This is a genomic window from Streptomyces sp. NBC_01445 (assembly GCF_035918235.1).
GTDB lineage: Bacteria > Actinomycetota > Actinomycetes > Streptomycetales > Streptomycetaceae > Streptomyces.
Map to the genome: position 1 here is coordinate 6735001 of NZ_CP109485.1, position 16507 is coordinate 6751507.

At 68.6% G+C, this 16507-nt stretch carries 10 protein-coding genes and 2 rRNA genes; 6 read left to right on the forward strand and 6 right to left on the reverse strand.

What is annotated here, in order from left to right:
- The first annotated feature begins 235 nt into the window (after positions 1-235).
- Both OG574_RS30615 and rrf read left to right on the forward strand, forming a co-directional pair.
- Positions 236-3359, forward strand: a 23S ribosomal RNA gene (locus OG574_RS30615).
- 89 nt (positions 3360-3448) lie between these two features.
- Positions 3449-3565 (forward strand): 5S ribosomal RNA (gene rrf / locus OG574_RS30620).
- Between the two features lie 129 nt (positions 3566-3694).
- Here rrf and OG574_RS30625 read toward each other — a convergent pair.
- Both OG574_RS30625 and OG574_RS30630 read right to left on the reverse strand, forming a co-directional pair.
- Complete coding sequence (locus OG574_RS30625) at positions 3695-4285, reverse strand: TetR family transcriptional regulator (protein ID WP_326775829.1); 591 nt, start codon at positions 4283-4285, stop codon at positions 3695-3697.
- A gap of 24 nt (positions 4286-4309) precedes the next feature.
- Complete coding sequence (locus OG574_RS30630; RefSeq protein ID WP_326775830.1) at positions 4310-5344, reverse strand: aldo/keto reductase; 1035 nt, start codon at positions 5342-5344, stop codon at positions 4310-4312.
- Between the two features lie 403 nt (positions 5345-5747).
- Between OG574_RS30630 and OG574_RS30635 the strand changes: the two genes are divergently transcribed.
- Positions 5748-6131 (forward strand): VOC family protein, encoded by a 384-nt coding sequence (locus tag OG574_RS30635; RefSeq protein ID WP_326775831.1) that lies wholly within the window; start codon positions 5748-5750, stop codon positions 6129-6131.
- A gap of 18 nt (positions 6132-6149) precedes the next feature.
- Here the strand turns inward: OG574_RS30635 and OG574_RS30640 are convergent, their stop codons facing one another.
- On the reverse strand, positions 6150-7592 hold the full coding sequence (locus tag OG574_RS30640) for an MFS transporter (RefSeq protein WP_326775832.1): 1443 nt from the start codon (positions 7590-7592) through the stop codon (positions 6150-6152).
- Positions 7593-7693: 101 nt separating this feature from the next.
- On the opposite strand from OG574_RS30640, the gene OG574_RS30645 reads away from it, so the two are divergent.
- Complete coding sequence (locus OG574_RS30645) at positions 7694-8680, forward strand: MmyB family transcriptional regulator (protein ID WP_326775833.1); 987 nt, start codon at positions 7694-7696, stop codon at positions 8678-8680.
- Between the two features lie 81 nt (positions 8681-8761).
- Here OG574_RS30645 and OG574_RS30650 read toward each other — a convergent pair whose 3' ends face one another.
- The gene (locus tag OG574_RS30650) at positions 8762-10231 is read right to left on the reverse strand and encodes an MFS transporter (protein ID WP_326775834.1); all 1470 of its coding nucleotides are present in this window, start codon (positions 10229-10231) and stop codon (positions 8762-8764) included.
- A gap of 136 nt (positions 10232-10367) precedes the next feature.
- Between OG574_RS30650 and dusB the strand changes: the two genes are divergently transcribed.
- Positions 10368-11498, forward strand: a complete 1131-nt coding sequence (dusB, locus tag OG574_RS30655) for a tRNA dihydrouridine synthase DusB (RefSeq protein ID WP_100591847.1) — start codon at positions 10368-10370, stop codon at positions 11496-11498.
- A gap of 163 nt (positions 11499-11661) precedes the next feature.
- Here the strand turns inward: dusB and OG574_RS30660 are convergent, their stop codons facing one another.
- Positions 11662-13653: an amylo-alpha-1,6-glucosidase gene (locus tag OG574_RS30660; RefSeq protein ID WP_326775835.1), complete on the reverse strand. Its 1992-nt coding sequence runs from the start codon at positions 13651-13653 to the stop codon at positions 11662-11664.
- The gene (locus OG574_RS30665; protein ID WP_442816857.1) at positions 13650-15119 is read right to left on the reverse strand and encodes an MGH1-like glycoside hydrolase domain-containing protein; all 1470 of its coding nucleotides are present in this window, start codon (positions 15117-15119) and stop codon (positions 13650-13652) included. Before OG574_RS30665 ends, OG574_RS30660 begins: the two co-directional genes overlap by 4 nt.
- A 108-nt stretch (positions 15120-15227) precedes the next feature.
- Here OG574_RS30665 and OG574_RS30670 point away from each other — a divergent pair, with 108 nt between their 5' ends.
- Positions 15228-16490, forward strand: coding sequence for an ROK family protein (locus OG574_RS30670; RefSeq protein ID WP_326775836.1), 1263 nt, complete (start codon positions 15228-15230; stop codon positions 16488-16490).
- The last annotated feature ends 17 nt before the right edge of the window (positions 16491-16507 follow it).

Here is a 16507-nt window from a genome sequence, read left to right on the forward strand (position 1 = left end):
GGTGGAACGTTGACTATTCGACCGGGTTCACGGGTCGGAGGCTGTGAGTACTGCTCTTCGGAGCGTGGAAAGCATGATCTCCGGGCGGGACCGGGTCGGGCACGCTGTTGGGTGTCTGAAGGTACGGCCGAGACGGTCGCCTTCAGTGCCGGCCCCAGTGCACTCGAATCTCTGGTTCGGGGTGATGGGTGGTTGGTCGTTGTTTGAGAACTGCACAGTGGACGCGAGCATCTGTGGCCAAGTTTTTAAGGGCGCACGGTGGATGCCTTGGCACCAGGAACCGATGAAGGACGTGGGAGGCCACGATAGTCCCCGGGGAGCCGTCAACCAGGCTTTGATCCGGGGGTTTCCGAATGGGGAAACCCGGCAGTCGTCATGGGCTGTCACCCGCTGCTGAACACATAGGCAGTGTGGAGGGAACGCGGGGAAGTGAAACATCTCAGTACCCGCAGGAAGAGAAAACAACCGTGATTCCGGGAGTAGTGGCGAGCGAAACTGGATGAGGCCAAACCATATGCGTGTGATACCCGGCAGGGGTTGCGCATGTGGGGTTGTGGGATCTCTCTTCTGTCGTCTGCCGGCGACAGGACGAGTCAGAAACCGTTGATGTAGGCGAAGGACATGCGAAAGGTCCGGCGTAGAGGGTAAGACCCCCGTAGTCGAAACATCAGCGGCTCGTTTGAGAGACACCCAAGTAGCACGGGGCCCGAGAAATCCCGTGTGAATCTGGCGGGACCACCCGCTAAGCCTAAATATTCCCTGGTGACCGATAGCGGATAGTACCGTGAGGGAATGGTGAAAAGTACCGCGGGAGCGGAGTGAAATAGTACCTGAAACCGTGTGCCTACAAGCCGTGGGAGCGTCGCTGTATGTGCTTGCACATGCAGTCGTGACTGCGTGCCTTTTGAAGAATGAGCCTGCGAGTTTGCGGTGCGTTGCGAGGTTAACCCGTGTGGGGAAGCCGTAGCGAAAGCGAGTCCGAATAGGGCGATTCAGTAGCGCGCTCAAGACCCGAAGCGGAGTGATCTAGCCATGGGCAGGTTGAAGCGGAGGTAAGACTTCGTGGAGGACCGAACCCACCAGGGTTGAAAACCTGGGGGATGACCTGTGGTTAGGGGTGAAAGGCCAATCAAACTCCGTGATAGCTGGTTCTCCCCGAAATGCATTTAGGTGCAGCGTCGTGTGTTTCTTGCCGGAGGTAGAGCACTGGATAGGCGATGGGCCCTACCGGGTTACTGACCTTAGCCAAACTCCGAATGCCGGTAAGTGAGAGCACGGCAGTGAGACTGTGGGGGATAAGCTCCATGGTCGAGAGGGAAACAGCCCAGAGCATCGACTAAGGCCCCTAAGCGTACGCTAAGTGGGAAAGGATGTGGAGTCGCACAGACAACCAGGAGGTTGGCTTAGAAGCAGCCACCCTTGAAAGAGTGCGTAATAGCTCACTGGTCTAGTGATTCCGCGCCGACAATGTAGCGGGGCTCAAGCGTACCGCCGAAGTCGTGTCATTGCGATATATACCCCCAACGGGGATCGTGATGGGTAGGGGAGCGTCGTGTGCCGGGTGAAGCAGCCGCGGAAGCGAGTTGTGGACGGTTCACGAGTGAGAATGCAGGCATGAGTAGCGATACACACGTGAGAAACGTGTGCGCCGATTGACTAAGGGTTCCTGGGTCAAGCTGATCTGCCCAGGGTAAGTCGGGACCTAAGGCGAGGCCGACAGGCGTAGTCGATGGATAACCGGTTGATATTCCGGTACCCGCTGTGAAGCGTCAAACATTGAATCAGGCGATGCTAAGTCCGTGAAGCCGTTCCGGACCCTTCGGGGAAAGGAAAGTGGTGGAGCCGACGGACCAGACTTGTAGTAGGTGAGTGATGGGGTGACGCAGGAAGGTAGTCCAGCCCGGGCGGTGGTTGTCCCGGGGTAAGGGTGTAGGCCGTGTGATAGGTAAATCCGTCACACATTAAGGCTGAGACCTGATGCCGAGCCGATTGTGGTGAAGTGGATGATCCTATGCTGTCGAGAAAAGCCTCTAGCGAGTTTCATGGCGGCCCGTACCCTAAACCGACTCAGGTGGTCAGGTAGAGAATACCGAGGCGTTCGGGTGAACTATGGTTAAGGAACTCGGCAAAATGCCCCCGTAACTTCGGGAGAAGGGGGGCCATCACTGGTGAGGAGACTTGCTCTCCGAGCTGGGGGTGGCCGCAGAGACCAGCGAGAAGCGACTGTTTACTAAAAACACAGGTCCGTGCGAAGCCGTAAGGCGATGTATACGGACTGACGCCTGCCCGGTGCTGGAACGTTAAGGGGACCGGTTAGTGCACTTTCGGGTGTGCGAAGCTGAGAACTTAAGCGCCAGTAAACGGCGGTGGTAACTATAACCATCCTAAGGTAGCGAAATTCCTTGTCGGGTAAGTTCCGACCTGCACGAATGGCGTAACGACTTCTCGACTGTCTCAACCATAGGCCCGGTGAAATTGCACTACGAGTAAAGATGCTCGTTTCGCGCAGCAGGACGGAAAGACCCCGGGACCTTTACTACAGTTTGATATTGGTGTTCGGTTCGGCTTGTGTAGGATAGGTGGGAGACTTTGAAGCGGCCACGCCAGTGGTTGTGGAGTCGTCGTTGAAATACCACTCTGGTCGTGCTGGATGTCTAACCTGGGTCCGTGATCCGGATCAGGGACAGTGTCTGATGGGTAGTTTAACTGGGGCGGTTGCCTCCTAAAGAGTAACGGAGGCGCCCAAAGGTTCCCTCAGCCTGGTTGGTAATCAGGTGTTGAGTGTAAGTGCACAAGGGAGCTTGACTGTGAGACCGACGGGTCGAGCAGGGACGAAAGTCGGGACTAGTGATCCGGCGGTGGCTTGTGGAAGCGCCGTCGCTCAACGGATAAAAGGTACCCCGGGGATAACAGGCTGATCTTCCCCAAGAGTCCATATCGACGGGATGGTTTGGCACCTCGATGTCGGCTCGTCGCATCCTGGGGCTGGAGTCGGTCCCAAGGGTTGGGCTGTTCGCCCATTAAAGCGGTACGCGAGCTGGGTTTAGAACGTCGTGAGACAGTTCGGTCCCTATCCGCTGTGCGCGTAGGAATATTGAGAAGGGCTGTCCCTAGTACGAGAGGACCGGGACGGACGAACCTCTGGTGTGCCAGTTGTCCTGCCAAGGGCATGGCTGGTTGGCTACGTTCGGAAAGGATAACCGCTGAAAGCATCTAAGCGGGAAGCCTGCTTCGAGATGAGTATTCCCACCCCCTTGAGGGGTTAAGGCTCCCAGTAGACGACTGGGTTGATAGGCCAGATCTGGAAGCCCGGTAACGGGTGGAGGTGACTGGTACTAATAGGCCGAGGGCTTGTCCTCAGTTGCTCGCGTCCACTGTGTTGGTTCTGAAACCACGAACAACCCCACGTTTGTCACAGAGCGTGGTGCGGTTGACAGTTTCATAGTGTTTCGGTGGTCATAGCGTGAGGGAAACGCCCGGTTACATTCCGAACCCGGAAGCTAAGCCTCACAGCGCCGATGGTACTGCAGGGGGGACCCTGTGGGAGAGTAGGACGCCGCCGAACTATTTTTGAAGAAAACCCCCGTAACGGATGAGAATCCTGTTACGGGGGTTTTCTGCGTTTAAGGGATTGGTCCCCTTTTCCGACCGGACCCCTTTTCAGGGCCCGGCCGAATGCTGTGCGGGGATACAGTCAGGAATTCAGGCCGCGGAGGACGAGATCCGTGAGGGCCCTGAACTCCTCGTCGATGCCGGCCTTCTGCCACTCACCCGCGTACGCCGGATCGTGGAAGCGATTCGTCGCGTCGAATACCGCGCGGGCGGTCAGAGCCGGGTCGGGGTGAGGGAGGCTGAACTCTCCCCTGGCGACGCCGTCTTGAATGATGTGGCCGAGCTGCATGATCAGCTCACCGACGTGCAGTTCGACCACGCGGCTGTTCTCGCTGATCAGAACTTGGTAGGTGGCGAAGAGCTGCGGATCGTCGCCTGCCTTGCGGCGTTTGGCCGCGAACAGTGTCGAGAACCATTGGCGCAACAGGGCGGGCGACGTCAGCGAGCCATCTGTCATCAGGAGTTGCAGTTCATTCGTGGTGCGGTCGAGCCAGCGCTTCGTGACCGCCTCGCGCAACTGTGCCTTTGTGCCGAAATGCCGGTAGACACTGCCGTGGCTGACGCCCAGCGCGCGGGCCACGTCGACGACGGTCGCCTTCGCGGGACCGTGGCGACGCAGCACCTCCTCGGTCGCCTCGAGGATGCGCTCGGTGGTCAGGGTCTCGGTTGCCATGATGCCGACCGTACCCGGCGGAGATCAGCGCTCGCTGTCGAGGTGTGCCATCTGCGCCTCGGGATAGCGGTCACCGGCGGCGGCACCGGCCGGGACGGCCTTCTCGATAGCGGCGAGGTCCGCCGAGTCCAGGGTGACGTCGAGAGCGCCGAGCGCCTCCGTCAGCCGGTCCCTGCGACGTGCGCCGACAAGGGGCACGATGTCGTCGCCGCGGCCGAGGACCCAGGCGATGGCGACCTGCGCGACACTGGCGCCCTTCTGCTCGGCGATCTTGCGCAGCGACTCGACGAGGTCGAGATTGTGCTGGAGGTTCTCGCCCTGGAAGCGCGGGCTCATTCCGCGGAAATCGTTCGCGGCGAGCTTGCGGTCCCGGCCGAAGTGACCGGAGATCAGACCGCGCGACAGGACCCCGTACGCCGTGATGCCGATGCCGAGCTCGCGGGCGACCGGCAGGATCGCGTCCTCGATGCCGCGGGAGATCAGCGAGTACTCGATCTGCAGATCAGAGATGGGGGCGGTGGCCGCGGCCCGCCGGATCGTGTCGGCGCCGACCTCGCTCAGGCCGATGTGCCTGACGTGTCCCTTCTCGACGAGCTCGGCGATGGCGCCGATGGTCTCCTCGATCGGTACGTCGGGGTCGACACGGGCGATCCGGTAGACGTCTATGTGGTCGACGCCGAGGCGCTGGAGCGAGTACGCCGCGAAGTTCTTCACGGCGGCCGGCCGGCCGTCGTAGCTGGACCAGCCGCCGTCCGGGTCCCGGAGAGCGCCGAACTTCACGCTGGTCAGCGCCTTCTCGCGGTGTGCGGCGGGGGCGGTCCGCAGGGCCTCCCCGATCAGCATCTCGTTGTGCCCCATCGCGTAGAAGTCCCCGGTGTCGAGCAGGGTGATGCCGGCGTCGAGGGCCGCGTGGATGGTGGCGATGGACTCGCCCCGGTCGGCCTCGCCGTAGAGCGCGGACATTCCCATGCAGCCGAGCCCGATGGCGGACACCTGCGGACCGGTGGAGCCTAGGGAGCGGGGGTGGAGGGTGGGGGAGGTGGGAGTGGTGGGGGACATAGAGCGTTCCTTGGGTCGGTGCCGTCAGTTCGAGAGTTCGGTGTCTCCCTATCCACGATGGCATGACAGATAACAGATTTCAATATCTGTCATCTGTCAGCTGTTATCTGTCGTGCGATGCCGGGCGCAATCGTTGTCGGACCCTCTGCCCGGTGGCCCGGTGGCCCGGTGGCCCGGTGGCCGGGTTTCGCTGTTGAGCCTGTCCCGGCTGGGCGTTAGCGTTCTTTGCATGACTGCCGGGTCGGCCTTGGGCCGCGTACGAGTGAGGCGCCCGGCCTTCGGGTGAGGGTGGCGCGGGGCCGAGGGCCGCCGCGAGTCTCCGTGTTCCTTCCCGGCGCCCGTGTGCGGGGTGCCGCGTTCCTTCAGCAGCCGAAGAAGCGTATGAACCGGAGAACTGTCACCCATGTCTGCTCAGTTGAATCACACCGCCGTCTATGCCCACGACCGTCATCTGTCGGCCGAGTTCCTCGCCGCCGTGTTGGGGTTGAAGGTCGGCGCTCCGTTCGGGCCGTTCCTGCCGGTCGATCTCGGTAACGGCGTGACCCTCGACTTCTACGAGAAGCGCGACGAGCCCATTCAGTCGCAGCACTACGCCTTCCTCGTGCCCGACGAGGAGTTCGACGGGATGATCGGCCGCCTCGACGCCGTCGGAGTCATCTACTTCGCCGACCCCAGCCACACGGAACCCGGCCGGATCAACCGGCTCTTCGGCGGCCGAGGCGCGTACTTCAGCGATCCCGACGGGCACAACATGGAGATCATGACTCGCCCCTACGTTCGCCCCTAGCTGGTGGTGGGGCGGGCATCACCCCACCACCCGCGGCAGTCGCACGCTCAGTGCTGTCGTCAGGGCGATGCCCGCCAGTTGCACCAGCAGGGTCGTCACCAGTGCGTCTCGTGTGCCCAGGCTTGGGATCAGGGTGAGGAACAGGGAGCCGAGTGTGGCTACGCCGAGGGCCAGGGCCGACTGCTGGGTGGTGATCATGACGCCGCTGCCTACTCCCGCCCGCGACGCCGGTACCTCGGACAGGATGAGCCGGAAGAGTATGGGGAGTTGGAGTGCCTGGCCCGCGCCCGCGAGTGCGGCGCCCGGCATCAGTTCCAGGACGCCCAGGTCGGGCCAGGTTCGCCAGGCCGCGAGGGCGATCAGGGCGACGCCGGCCCCCTGGATGATGCCGCCCGCGGTGACGATCCGGGTGCCGTAACGGGCGATGAGGCGCGGGCCCGCGAGGGACACCGCGAAGAAGGCGACGGCCATGGGCGCGAGGGCCAGGCCCGCCGGTACGGGGCCGAGGTGTTCGCCCTGCTGGAGCGCCACTGCGATCACGAACATGAAGCCGCTGAACCCGATGGAGAACGGCACGACCATGATCAGGCCGCGGCGCAGTGAGACCAGCGCGAAGAGGCTGGGTGGGACCAGGGGGGTGCGGCCATGGCGGTCCGCACGGCGTTCCACCTGGTAGAAGGCGTACGCGATGAAGGGGAAGACCGCGAGCGAGAGCCACGTCCACAGGGGCCAGCCCGCCGCCCTGCCCTCGGTCAGGGGTGCGAGGAGCGTGAGCAGGGACGCGGCGAGGAGTACCGTGCCGGGACCGTCGACCGGCTCGGGGTGCTCGGAGCGCGTCTCGGGGACGGCGCGGGCGGTCAGGAAGAGGCCGACGAGGACTACGGGCACGTTCACCAGGAACACCGACCGCCAGCCGGTCCCGAACACGTCTGCTGCGATGAGGACGCCGCCGAGGATCTGGCCGGCGACCATGGACAGGCCCGCCGTCGCCCCGTACAGGCCCATGGCCTTCGCCCGGCGCCGGCCCGTCGTCGTCGACTGGATGGTGGCGAGGACCTGCGGGAGCATCGCGGCCGACGCGGCGCCCTGCGCGACGCGCGCGGCCACAAGGGTCCAGGCGTCGGGGGCGAGGCCGCAGGCCAGCGAGGTCAGGCCGAAGGCGATCATGCCGCCGAGGAACAGCCTGCGCCGGCCGAAGAGGTCGCCGAGCCGTCCGCCGAGGACGAGCAGGACGGCGTACGCGAGTCCGTATCCGGCGACGACGAGTTCGAGGAGCGCCTCGCCCGCGGCCAGGTCGTGGCCGATGGTGGGCAGGGCGACGTTCACGATGAAGAAGTCGATGAGAGGGAGGGCGGCACCTACGAGCACGGTGAAGAGCCCGAGTCCGCCGAGTGCCGGTGGGGCCGTGGCGGCGCGGGCAGTGGTGGCGACAGAGAGGGAACGGGTCCCGGTTCCGGTCATGGGTACCAGCGTCGTCGGGCGCTCAGACTGGTACCAGAGTGTCCTTATCCTGGTAGAAGGACTACCTGGCAACAGGCTCCGTGGCGCGGCAGGCTGGAGGCATGACCACGATGGCGCGGATTACTACGACGACTGGGGCAGAGGGACGGGCGCGGGCCGAGGCGGAGGCCCCGGCTCAGGCGGAGGCTCAGGCGAAGGCTGGAGGGCGGCCCGGGCAGGTGGCGCCCCCGCTCGAGTCGCCCAAGCGCGAGTCCGAGATCCGGCGGCATGAGCTCGCCGACTTTCTGCGCAGCCGTCGCGCCCGCATCACCCCCGAGCAGGTCGGGCTGCCGCGCGGCCGGCGCCGGCGTACCCCCGGGCTGCGGCGTGAGGAGATCGCGCAGCTGTCCGCGGTCGGAGTCACCTGGTACACGTGGCTCGAGCAGGCGCGGGACATCCAGGTGTCGGTTCAGGTCCTGGACGCGCTGGCCCGCGCGCTGCTCCTCGACGCGAGTGAGCGCGCGCATCTCTTCCAGCTCGCCGGGGCCGTCGATCCGTCGCCCGCGGCGAGCTGTCAGACCGTCACGCCGGCGCTGCGTCTGATGCTGGAGAAGCTGGAGCCGCTGCCCGCCTGCATCCAGAACAGCCGGTACGACATCCTCGCGTACAACCGTACGTACGGGCGGCTGCTGTGTGATCTGGACACGGTGGCACCCGAGGACCGCAACTGCATGGTGCTGATCTGCACGAACGAGCAGTGGCGGAAGTCGTTCGTGTTCCTGGAGGACACGATCCGGCTGATGGCGGCCAAGTTCCGCGGGTCGATGGCCGGTCATCTGGGCGAGCCCGCCTGGGAGTTGCTGCTCAAGCGGCTCGAGGACGAGTCGCCGGAGTTCCGTGAGGCGTGGCAGCTGCACGAGGTGGTGGGCACGCGCAGCAAGACGAAGTACTTCCGCAACGCGTACGTCGGGCCGCTGTCCCTGGTCCACACCGATCTGTGGCTCGGCCCGGACCAGGGGGCCCGTCTGGTGACGTACACGCCCGCCGACGAGGAGTCCCGGGAGCGGCTCGACCGGCTTCAGGAGCTGGCGCTCGCCGTGGCCTCCTGAGTCTCCGGCTGCTCCGGCAAGGCGCAAGGCGGCTGGTGGCCGGCCTGGGGAACGGCTGTGCCGTGGCCGGCGGCGGTCGCTTCAGGAGCTGGCGCCCGCTGTGGCCTCCTGGATTTCCGGCTGTTCCAGGCAGCGGGCGGTGCGCTGTGCTGTGGAGCGTGCCCAGCGGCCGCTGGTGAGGAGGCCGACCAGGAGTACGGCGAGGCCGCAGCCCACGATGATCCACCAGCCGCCGCGGCTCGCGTCGACGAACGTGGTCGCGTACGCCGATGTGCCGACGGCCCCCGCGACGCCCGACGCGAGGACCGCGCCGATGACGGCGACGCCGAGGGTCTGGCCGATCTGCCGGCTGGTGGAGGCCACCGCGGCGGCGACGCCCGCCTGGGCGCGGGGCATGCCGGAGACAGCGGTGTTCGTGATGGGGGCGTTGACGAAGCCGAAGCCGAGGCCGAACAGGACGTAGCCGATGAAGCGGGTCACGTTCGACGTCTCCGCCTCGAACGCGGCGAACAGGAGGCCGCTCGCCGTCATCGCGATGCCCGCGACGAGCAGCGGGATCCTCGGGCCGCGGCTGCCGACGATGCGGCCGGAGACCGGAGCGCACACCAGGGTCATGGCCGCCATCGGCAGCATCCACAGGCCTGCGTCCAGGGCGTTGAGGCCGCGTACGTTCTGCAGGTAGAGCGTCGACAGGAACAGGAAGCCGCCGAGCGAGGCGAACGCGCTGATCGCTATCACCGTGGCGCCGCTGAAGGGTGCCGAGCGGAAGAAGCGCAGGTCGATGAGGGGTTCGGCGCGGCGCGGCTCGTAGACGACCAGTCCGATGAGGGCCACGAGGGCGAGCAGTGCGAACGTCGCGATGGTGGGGGACGTCCACCCCGCTTCGGGGGCCTCGATGATCGCGTACGTGAGTGAGCCGAGGAGCACCATGACGAGGAGCTGCCCGATCGGGTCCGTGCGGCGCGGCTTGGGGGCGCGGGACTCGGGGACGTAGCGGATGGTCAGCAGGAGGGCGGCGAGGCCCACCGGCAGGTTGATCCAGAAGATGGAGCGCCAGCCGACCGAGTCGACGAGGACGCCGCCCACGATGGGGCCCGCGGCCATGGAGATGCCGACGACGCCGCCCCAGACGCCGATGGCCCGGGCGCGTTCGCGGGGCTCGGTGAACGTGTTGGTGATGATCGACATAGCGACGGGGTTGAGCATCGAGCCGCCGACCGCCTGGACCATGCGGAACACGATGAGGGACTCCAGGTTCGGCGCCACCGAGCACAGCACCGAGCCCACGGTGAAGATCACCAGGCCGGCCTTGAAGATCCGGCGGCGCCCGATCCGGTCGGCCGTCGAGCCCGCCAGCATCAGGAGCGACGCAAGGACCAGCGTGTACGCGTCGATGGTCCACTGCATGCCGGAGACGCTCGCGCCGAACTCCTTCTGCATGCTCGGCAGTGCGACGTTCAGGACGGTGTTGTCGAGGCTGACGATCAGCAGGCTCATGCAGCAGATCGCGAGGACGAGCATCCGCCGGCGAGGAGTCAGTGGGGGTGGCATGTATCCGACGGTAGCCCGACGGTGGGCGGGGGCGCCCGCCAGGTCGGGGACAACCCTGGGCGGGGCTGTCCGCCAGGTGGGGGACAATGGAGAACTGCCCCTGCCCACAGCCCCACGATTTCGGAGAGCCCGCCCGATGTCCCAGCAGCTCACCATCGGTCCGCACCTCGTGCAGCCGCCCGTGGTCCTCGCGCCCATGGCCGGGATCACGAACGCGCCCTTCCGCACCCTGTGCCGGGAGTACTCCGGCGGCAAGGGCCTCTTCGTGAGCGAGATGATCACGACGCGGGCGCTGGTCGAGCGCAACGAGAAGACCATGCAGCTGATTCGCTTCGACGCGAGCGAGCAGCCCCGGTCGATCCAGCTGTACGGCGTCGATCCGGCGACCGTCGGCAAGGCCGTCCGCATGATCGCCGAAGAGGATCTCGCCGATCACATCGACCTGAACTTCGGCTGCCCGGTCCCCAAGGTGACGCGCAAGGGCGGCGGCTCCGCGCTCCCGTACAAGCGGAATCTGCTGCGGGCCATCCTGAAGGAGGCCGTCAGCGGGGCCGGGGACCTGCCGGTCACGATGAAGATGCGCAAGGGCATCGACGACGACCACATCACCTTCCTCGACGCGGGCCGGATCGCCGTCGAGGAGGGCGTCACCGCGATCGCCCTGCACGGGCGGACCGCGGCGCAGCACTACGGCGGCACGGCCGACTGGGACGCCATCGCCCGCCTGAAGGAGCACGTCCCGGAGATTCCCGTCCTCGGCAACGGCGACATCTGGTGCGCCGACGACGCGGTGCGGATGATGCGCGAGACCGGCTGCGACGGTGTCGTGGTGGGGCGCGGCTGCCTGGGGCGGCCGTGGCTGTTCGGTGATCTCGTCGCCGCCTTCGAGGGCACCGGCGCGCCCGCCGCGCCCGACCTGCGCAAGGTCGCCGACGCGATGGTGCGGCACGCCGGGCTGCTCGGCGAGTGGATCGGCGACGAGGCACGCGGTGTCATCGACTTCCGTAAGCACGTGGCCTGGTATCTCAAGGGCTTCTCGGTCGGTTCCGAGATGCGCAAGCGGCTCGCCGTCACGTCGTCGCTCGCCGAGCTGCGCGCGGGGCTCGACGAGCTGGACCTCGACCAGGCGTGGCCCGTGGGCGCGGACGGGCCTCGCGGCCGTACGTCCGGCAACAACCGGGTGGTGCTGCCGGACGGCTGGCTCAAGGACCCGTGGGACTGCGCCGGCGTCAGTGAGGACGCGGAGCTGGACACGTCCGGGGGGTGACTGGTGGCGGGGGAGTTGTTTCCCCCACCCCGCCCCTTCCCGGAACCGGGGGGCTCTGCCCCCGGACGTCCGGACCCCCGGTCGCTCAAACGCCGCGACCGGCTGAAAGACCTCCCCAAGACCCCGTCGCCCGAAGACCCCGGTCGGCCGAAGACCCCCGTTGCTAATAGACCGCCGTGAGCAGCGCGAGCGGCGCCGCCGCCGACCGTGACTCGCGCTCGCACGCGTGCGGGTAGGGGACGGGCGCCGGGTACGACTCCCGCGCGTACCCGGCGAGCACCTCGGGCAGCCGGTGGCCGGAGGCCGCTGCGGCCTCCACCAGCGCGTTCGCCACCGTCCGCGCCTCGTCGTGCAGTCCGTAGCGGGCGAGCCCGAGCGCGATCAGCGCGTTGTCGTGCGGCCACACCGAGCCCCGGTGGTAGGAGAGCGGGTGGTAGGCGGCCTGCCCCGCCGCGAGCGTGCGCACCCCCCAGCCGGAGAAGAAGTCGGGCTCCAGGAGACGCCGGCCGACCACTTCCCCGTACTCCTTGTCGAGCAGGCCCGACCACAGGAGATGGCCCGCGTCGGACGCCAGCGCGTCGACGTGCCGCCCCTCGCCGTCCAGGGCGAGCGCGGGGAACGCGCGGTCCGCCATCCAGAAGTCCCGCTGGAACCGGTCCCGCAGATCCGTCGCCGCCTGCTCCAGAAGGTCCGCGTACACCGGGTCGTCCCAGGCCGTGCGGGCGAGCGCGGCCGTGCGGCGCAGCGCGTCGTACGCGTAGCCCTGGGCGCCCGCCGCCGTCACGGGTCCCGTGGGGCGGCTGCCGTCGGCCGAGCAGATGGCGCCCGGCGAGTCCTTCCAGTTCTGGTTGGCGAGGCCGCCCCGGTCGGCGCGGTAGACGAGATAGCCGCGTGAGGTGAGGCCGCCGTGGTCGAGCATCCAGCTGACGGCGGCCCGCGCGTGCGGTTCGAGGCGGCGGGCCGTGGCCAGGTCGCCGGTCCGGTCCGTGTACGCGCCGAGCAGGACGAGGAAGAGGGGCGTCGCGTCGACTGAGCCGTAGTAGCGGGCGAAGGGGACCTGGCCGAAGTGCGCCAGCTCGCCGTGCCGCACCTCATGGACGATCTTGCCGGGCTGGGCCACGGCGCCCTCGGTGGACTCCGTGGCCTGCGTCGCGGCGAGCACCGGGAGCGTCGCGGCGGCCAGCCCCGGCCGGTAGGGGAGGGCGAACAGGGAGGTCAGGAGCGCGTCACGGCCGAGGAGCGTGAGGAACCAGGGGACGCCCGCGCCCGGCACGCTCAGCCGCTCGCCGTCCGGGCCGGTGGCCGGGACCTGGAGCACGGCCAGGTCGGCCAGGCCCCTCGTGCACGCCGCTGCGAGTCCGGGCCAGGCGGCGGGCAGGGTGACGTCCCGGGTGAACTCCTCGGTGCGCGCGGCGAGTTCGGCCGCCGCGTCGGCGGGGGACGCGGGCACCGGGGTGCGGGGGGCGCCGTGCGGGCGGGCCGCGACGCGCAGGTTCAGGTCGGCCGTGCCGTGCCCGGCCAGTTCGAGGGACCAGACGAGGCGGCGGGCGCCGGTGCCGGTCTCCTCGACGGCGTCGGGCGCGGGCTCTGCGGTCACCGTGGTCGACGAGCGCCATTCGCCCCGCCGGTAGCCGAACCGGACGCCGTCCTCCAGGACCGACCGGGAGCGGACCGCGCCGGTCTTCGCGTACGTGCGGTGGTCGGCCCGCAGCTCGAACTGGTCGGTGAAGTCGGCGTCCACGGTCAACGCGAGCTGTACCGTCGTCGGCACCGCGCGGTTGGAGACGACCCGCAGGGTCTCGACGAACGCGCCGTCCGCCACGGCCTGTTCGCGGAAGAGCGTGTACGCGGGCGGCTCCAGGCGGCCGCCGCGCGGCACCAGCACACAGCGCGCCACGCCTTCACCGGCGCCGGTCCGCCCGGCCGCGTCCCCGCCGGTCCGCCCGCCCGCGTCCCCGCCCGGCCGTCCGGCGGGCGTGAGCACCTCGGGTGCGGCGCCGTCCGCCGTGAGCTGCCAGCGGCTGAGGTGCCGGCCGTCGCGCACGAACAGGCCGTCGGGCGAGCCGGATCCGCGTACGCCGCTGATGTCGCCGCCGGGGCCGATCGCCGCGAACGTGGCTCCCCGCACGAGCAGTTGATGCTGTCGGTCCGTCATCCCCAGGTCCCTCCCTCGTGCCGCTCCCGCGGCTCCTGCAGCAGATCCAGGGCGAGCGCGGCGCTCCAGGCGAAGCCGCGCGCGCCGCAGCCGCGCCCCGTGTACGGATCCACGTATTCGGCGAAGGCCGTGTCGAGCGCCGTGCCGAGCAGCGCGGCGCGCAGGCGTTCGGCCTCCGCGTGCTCGCCGTGGAGGCGCAGGCCGCGCTCGATCAGCCAGTTCGTGTTGAACCAGGCCGGTCCGCGCCAGTAGCGGTGCGGGTCGAAGGCCGGTCCCGTCAGGTCGTAACTCGGCACGAGCCGCACCGTGGTGCCGAGGCCGAAGCGGGGGCCGCGGGCGACGCGCAGCAGTCCGGCGGTCACGTGCCGAGGGAGCGTCGGCAGGATGAGCGGGATCAGGCCCGAGACGCCGTACTCGGGGATCAGGGCGGGGGGTGAGGACCGGCCGGCGGTTCGGGGTGTGTCGTGTCCCGGTGCGCGGGGCGCGTGGTGGCCGTCGGCCGCGCCGCGCAGGTCGCGGCAGAAGAACATGCCCGTCGCGGGGTCCCACAGGCGCTCGACCAGCGCTGCCGTGAGGCGTTCGGCGCGGGCGTGGCGGGCCGTGCCCGCGGCGCCGAGTTCGCAGGCGATGCGGGCGAGGGCGTGTTCGGAGGCGATCAGGAGGGCGTTGAAGGAGGGGTCCTCCACGGCGAACTCGCCTTGTCCGTCGGCGTATCGGCCGTTCCGGTAGTCCGTCGCCAGGCGCACGTACCGGCCGTAGTCGAGGTCGGTGGGGCGGTCGTCGGGCGCGCCGTGCTCCAGGTCGGCGCGGCGGAACGCGCGCGCGGGTGCCGGGGCGATCCGGCTCAGCGGGGCGTCCCAGCACGGGCTGTTGTCCATGCCCTGCTCCCAGGGATGGATCACGCTGGCGAGGCCGCCGCCGCCCAGGTCCCTGCGGTGGAGGAGGTAGCGGTGCCAGGCCGCGAGCTTCGGATAGACGCGGGCCAGGAACGAGCGGGACCGGGACAGGCCAGGGTCGGCGCGGTGCACGAGCCAGGCCGCCAGCGCGTGCACCGGCGGCTGCACGATGCCGGAGGTCTGCACGGAGCGCGGCGCTCCGGCCGCCCGGCCCGAAGTGGAGGAGCGCCAGAAGTCGGGGCTGGGAAAGTAGGCGTCGAGGGGGACGGAGGGGTTGAACACGATGTGCGGCACCCGGCCGTCGCCCCACTGCGCGTCGAACAGCGTCTCCAGCTCCAACTGGGCTCGCAGCGGCGACACATGACGTGACCCGATGGCGACGAACGCGGAGTCCCACGACCACTGGTGCGGATAGAGGGTGCGGGAGGGGACCGTGGACGTGCCCGTCCAGTTCGTCTCCAGGACCCGTGCCGCCCGCTCGCGCAGCGCGGCCCGCTCGAGCGAGGGCGCGGCGACGGCATCGGAGGCGCGGCGCACAGCCGCACCGGTCCGCCGGGTTGTGCGGTCCACACGAACTCCCACGGTCTGTCAGTTAAGCCGTATCCAGCATAGAGTTACGTCTACTTAACCAGCAAAACCCAATATGTAACGCGCAGTTGATGAACGCAAGGGGTGCGAATGGCCGGGGACCGGACGAGAGAGCGGCCGCGGAGCCAGGCGAGCGCCGGGGATCTGCTGGACCTCGTGCGCAGCGGCCGGGCGACCACGCGCGGCGCGCTCCAGGAGGCCACCGGGCTCTCCAGGGCCACCGTCGGCCAGCGCCTCGAACGGCTCTTCCGGGCGGGCTGGCTGCGTGAGGGCGCGGGTGGTCCGGCCGGGTCGCCGACGGGCGGGCGGCCCTCCCTGCGCCTGGAGTTCGACGACGCCCACGCGGTCGTGCTCGCCGTCTCCCTCGACACCCGGCACGCGCGCGCCGCCGTCCTCACTCTCACCGGCGAGCTGCTCGCCGAGCGCTCCGGCGCCCTGTCCGTCGACGAGGGGCCGGAGCGGGTGCTCGGCGCGCTCGGCGGCTGGTTCGCCGGGCTGCTGAAGGAGGCGGGGCGGACCGCGGACGCGGTGTGCGGCATCGGCATCGGGGTCCCGGGTCCCGTGGACAGCGCCACGGGCCGCGTCGTACAGCCGCCGATCATGCCGGGCTGGGACGGCTACGACATCAGGGGCCGCCTGGGCCGCGCCTTCGCCGAGCAGACGGGCGGCGGGGGTGACGTGCGTGACGCGGGTGACGCAGATGGCGCAAGCGGCGTCCCCGTTCTCGTGGACAACGACGCCAACCTGATGGCCTACGGCGAGCAGCGCACCGGACACCCGGACTGCGCGGCCTTCGCCCTCGTCAAGGTGTCCACCGGCATCGGCGCCGGCGTCGTCGTCGGCGGCCGGATCTACCGGGGCATCGACGGGGGAGCGGGCGACATAGGGCATATCCGGGTGCCCGAGGGCGCGGGCACGCTGTGCCGGTGCGGCTCGTACGGGTGCCTGGCCTCGGTGGCGAGCGGGCGCGCCCTTGCGCGGCGGCTCACCGAGGCCGGGGTGCCGGCGGAGTCGGGATCGGATGTGCGTGAGCTGCTCGCCGAGGGGCACCCCGAAGCGGTGCGCCTGGCACGGGAGGCCGGGCGCAGCGTGGGCGAGGTCCTGGCGACGGTGGTGACCCTGCTCAACCCGGGGGTCCTGATGATCGCGGGGGATCTGGCCGGAACCCCCTTCCTCACGGGCGTACGCGAGCTGCTCTACCAGCGGGCCCTGCCGCGCTCCACCGCTCATCTGGACGTGGTCACCGCGCGGCTCGGCGAGCGGTCTGCCCTGGTGGGGGCGGGTGCGCTGGTCGTGGAGCACCTTTACGCGCCGGACCGGGCGGAGGAACGGCTCGCGGCGCTCGGCCTGTGAACGTCCGCTTTGCGTCC

Bases quoted from the DNA above. Each gene is read 5' to 3' on its own strand.
- dusB (WP_100591847.1), top strand. From the start codon at position 10,368: ATGTCCCAGCAGCTCACCATCGGTCCGCACCTCGTGCAGCCGCCCGTG.
- OG574_RS30650 (WP_326775834.1), bottom strand. From the start codon at position 10,231: ATGCCACCCCCACTGACTCCTCGCCGGCGGATGCTCGTCCTCGCGATC.
- OG574_RS30625 (WP_326775829.1), bottom strand. From the start codon at position 4,285: ATGGCAACCGAGACCCTGACCACCGAGCGCATCCTCGAGGCGACCGAG.
- OG574_RS30645 (WP_326775833.1), top strand. From the start codon at position 7,694: ATGACCACGATGGCGCGGATTACTACGACGACTGGGGCAGAGGGACGG.
- OG574_RS30640 (WP_326775832.1), bottom strand. From the start codon at position 7,592: ATGACCGGAACCGGGACCCGTTCCCTCTCTGTCGCCACCACTGCCCGC.
- OG574_RS30670 (WP_326775836.1), top strand. From the start codon at position 15,228: ATGGCCGGGGACCGGACGAGAGAGCGGCCGCGGAGCCAGGCGAGCGCC.
- OG574_RS30630 (WP_326775830.1), bottom strand. From the start codon at position 5,344: ATGTCCCCCACCACTCCCACCTCCCCCACCCTCCACCCCCGCTCCCTA.
- OG574_RS30660 (WP_326775835.1), bottom strand. From the start codon at position 13,653: ATGACGGACCGACAGCATCAACTGCTCGTGCGGGGAGCCACGTTCGCG.
- OG574_RS30635 (WP_326775831.1), top strand. From the start codon at position 5,748: ATGTCTGCTCAGTTGAATCACACCGCCGTCTATGCCCACGACCGTCAT.